2 protein-coding genes are annotated in these 3,900 nt (G+C 55.2%); both read left to right on the forward strand.

Translation table 11 applies throughout. The features are described 5' to 3' along the window. Positions 1-17 precede the first annotated feature (17 nt). The gene (locus RSSM_RS12355) at positions 18-932 is read left to right on the forward strand and encodes an SMP-30/gluconolactonase/LRE family protein (protein WP_008678853.1); all 915 of its coding nucleotides are present in this window, start codon (positions 18-20) and stop codon (positions 930-932) included. Positions 933-1,809: 877 nt separating this feature from the next. Further along, positions 1,810-3,816, forward strand: coding sequence for a sigma 54-interacting transcriptional regulator (locus RSSM_RS12360; protein WP_063709063.1), 2,007 nt, complete (start codon positions 1,810-1,812; stop codon positions 3,814-3,816). Positions 3,817-3,900: the final 84 nt, after the last annotated feature.

The raw sequence follows: 3,900 nt of genomic DNA on the forward strand, positions 1-3,900 counted from the left end.
CGACTTTCGTTATTTGCTTGTTTGCCAACGCTGTCTCGACGGGCGTCTCAGCCCAGGCGGACGAAACAACGCACCGCTTTCTCGCCTGCGGCCAGCAGACCTACATCATGGGTGCCGATGGCAAGAAAGAATGGACCTACCCCAGGAAAACTCGCGACGGGTACGTGCTCGATGACGGGACGATCGTCCTGGCGTTGAACAAATTCAAGAAATACCCGGGAGGCGCCGTCGTTCGAATCGCGCCCGACGGCAACGAAACTCTGATTTGGAAAGGCACCCAGAGCGAAGTCAACAGCGTCGAGCCAACCGCTGAAGGCACCTACGTCATCACCGAAGCGGGCGATCACCCGCGACTGCTCGAATTGTCCGCGACCGGCAAAGTGCTCGTCGAGTTTCCGCTCGCGTGCCAGACGAAGAACCACCACATGCAAACTCGCATGACGCGAAAACTCGATGACGGCACCTACCTCGCACCTCACCTACTCGATTTCGCGGTCTTTCATTACGACCGCGATGGCGGGATTCTCGGCAAACTCGACACGACAGTCCCCGGTGACCCGAAACATAAAGTTCATTCGTGGCCCTTTACCGCAATTCGCCATGGTGACGGACACACGCTCGTATGTTGCACACACTCCAAGCGTGTTGTTGATTTCGATGACAACGGTAAGGTCGTTTGGACGTTGACCAACGAAGACCTTCCCGGCGAATGGTTACAGGACCCATGCGGCGCGCAGGTATTGCCAAATGGGAATATCGTTATCGCCAGCTATGCCGCTGGACGCATCGATCCGAACGCTCCCAAGCTGATCGAAATCACACGCGACAAAGATGTCGCATGGACGTACTCGGACGGAAAGAAAGTTGGAATCCACCACTTCCAAATTCTTTCCACCAACGGCGAACGATTGACTGGGCATCCGAATAAATAGAGGTGCACTCGCAGGGCGCGAAAACTATTGCACGCCACTTCTCGACGAACCCCGCGCTGGATTTCACGGCCGCGATGATACTTGCCTGTCGACTGTCTTCTTCCGGTCGACATTGAGTCGCGAAGACAACCAGCACCGACGCCGCGACATACTGCACAAAACATCACGGGCGTGAGCGTTCAAGACCTGTCATGCTGATGAATCGCTTCAGAAACGAATCAGCTCCGCGGTTCACACGCCCAAACCGGGGTTAGTAGTTTCCGTCAGATCTCTTCTCGGGTAGTGGATCTTGTCAAAGATCCTCATGGAGCAGGTTCTTCAACGGGATCCACTGCCGCCTACCCGGGAATAGTCACCAACCTTCGGTGGTTTGAATTCAGGCGAATGCAGCTACAGGGATCGGACACGTCGATTTTCAGAATGTTCTAGTGTTCCAATGCAGCGTGGCTTTCGGGTGGAATCGTAGTGGATGGCGTACGGAATGCCCTTGCGTGACTAGCGCATCAAGGACTCGTCGCCTCGTCCACTACCCGAAAATCAAGTTGACATGAAGTTCTAGGGTGCTTCGGCTGACCAAGCTCCCGAAGCATACGGATAGGATCGACACCGTGCGTCACTGCAATGCGTGAACGCGGACCGCGATTCAGGCCGGCACCTCCCCCGAGAATACGTCTACGATATATTGGAGATGCATAGCTTCACCACGCAATTTCGACGGGCAGACGTCTTGGATTACCGGTGACGGACTCGCGAGGAATTTTCAGGTTGTAGGTAGCGAATAGCTGTCAATGAACACGACACCTGTCTTGTCACGATCTATCGAGATACGACACAGTGAATTGCCCTTGAGTTAACTCTTCTGCTGAGCCCTGCAACGATGCCGAATAGAAGTGCAAGCCGAAATCATCCGATCCAAGCACGGACCGAGAATCCTACTCATTTGACGAGCGAAACATTTCCAAAGACCGTTCGCTCGCTTTTTGATTGCTCGCCGGTCAGTATCTACGTTGCCCGGAACGACCGGGTGACCTATGCCAATCCTGCGTTCTATCAATTGGTCGGGCGATCGAGCGATGAAGTCATTGGCGCCGCACTGCAAGAGATTGTTTGGCACGTTTCATCGGATCGTTTATCCGGCCCGCAGCCAACGCCTTTCGGTTCTCGCGACGCGCTGCGTTTTCGTGTGACAATACCACAAGAGGACGGTTCGGTACTGGAAAACGAAATCATCGAATCTCGGTTCGGCATTGAGTTGCACGACGATGATGCGAACGACGCGTTTACTTTCGGCATGGTTGTTCCCTCTTCTCACGATCCGTCGCAGGATCAGGAACACCGAGACCAACTCGACTTTGAAAAGCTTCTCGTCGAACTCTCTGCTTGCTTTGTCAACGTACCGAGTGATGAGATCGATCAACGGATTGACGAGAGTTTGCAGTCTCTCGTTGATTTCTTAGGAAACGATCGCAGCACCTTTTTCGAATTCAGCAGCGACCGTAGTCGGATTCTTATTACCAACTCCGTTTCGACCACGGGGTGCGATACCTTTCCCGTCGGTGATTTCCCGGTTTCGGAGTTGCCATGGTTCATCGAGCAATTCCGAGAAGGTGAGTTTGTTTTTCTCCGCGATGTGATGGAGGAACTCCCCGAATCCGCGGACCAAGAACGCAAGTACTGCCGGGCGCATGGGATCCAGTCCAACGTTGCCGTGCCGCTGCGTGTCGGCGGGGAGTCTCTCGGCGGCCTGACCTTCGCATTCATGCGTCAACGCTGCGATTGGTCGCGAGAGGTGATTATGCGACTGAACCTGATCGGCGAGGTCTTCGCCAATGCCTTGTTAAGACGAAAGAACGAGAACGCACTCCGCACCGCGTTGGAAGAAAACACGCGGCTTCGAAAGCAACTCGAGCAGGATAATCTGTATCTTCGTGAGAAAGCGGAGTTGACGCACCATTATGACCGGATCGTCGGACACAGCGATGCGATCACGCGTGTTCTCGCCAACGTGGAACAGGTCGCTCCGACCGACGCACCGGTGCTGCTGACCGGGGAAACGGGGACAGGCAAGGAACTGATCGCACAAACGCTCCATGAACTCAGCCCTCGGAAAGACCGACCAATGGTCGTCGTCAATTGCGCCTCGCTGCCGGCGACATTGATCGAGAGCGAACTGTTTGGCCGCGCCGCGGGTGCGTACACCGGCGCCGCGTCGGCACAGATCGGTCGATTTGAATTGGCGGACGGTTCAACTTTGTTCCTGGATGAAATCGGCGAATTGCCGCTCGAACTGCAAGCCAAGCTGTTGCGAGTTTTGCAAGACGGCCGCTTCGAAAGATTGGGAACCGCAAAAACAATATCCGTCGACGTTAGGATCATAGCCGCGACGAATCGAGACCTGGAAGTCGCGATGCGTGAGAACCAATTCCGCTCGGATCTTTATCACCGAATCAATGTATTCCCGATTCAGGTGCCACCGCTTCGTAATCGACGCGAAGACATCCCGTCGCTGACCTGGGCGTTTGTCGAAACGCATGGCAGAAAGATGGGCAAATCAGTCAAACGGATCCCTCGCAGCGCGATGCAAAGGTTACAGGAGTACACGTGGCCGGGGAACGTTCGCGAACTGAGCAACACGGTCGAACGCGCGATGATCCTTTGCAACAGCGACACGTTGAACATCGAACCTCCTTCGTCCACTCGGGACGTTTCGTCGCCAAGCAAGACGCTCAAGGAAGCGGAACGCGATCAGATCTTGTGTGTTCTGAGAGACACCGGCTGGCGAATCCGCGGTCGCGGTGGTGCGGCGGAACGACTCGACGTCAAACCCACGACGTTGGAAGCACGGATGTCACGTCTCGGCATCAAACGCCCCAACCGCGAGTAATTCCAACAGCCGAACGGCGATAACCACAGTTGTAGGCCGGACCAAGCGCAGCGATGTTCCGGCATTCACACCGCCTGCCGGAAG

Origin of the sequence: Aporhodopirellula sallentina SM41, assembly GCF_000346505.1 — a bacterium.
GTDB lineage: Bacteria > Planctomycetota > Planctomycetia > Pirellulales > Pirellulaceae > Rhodopirellula > Rhodopirellula sallentina.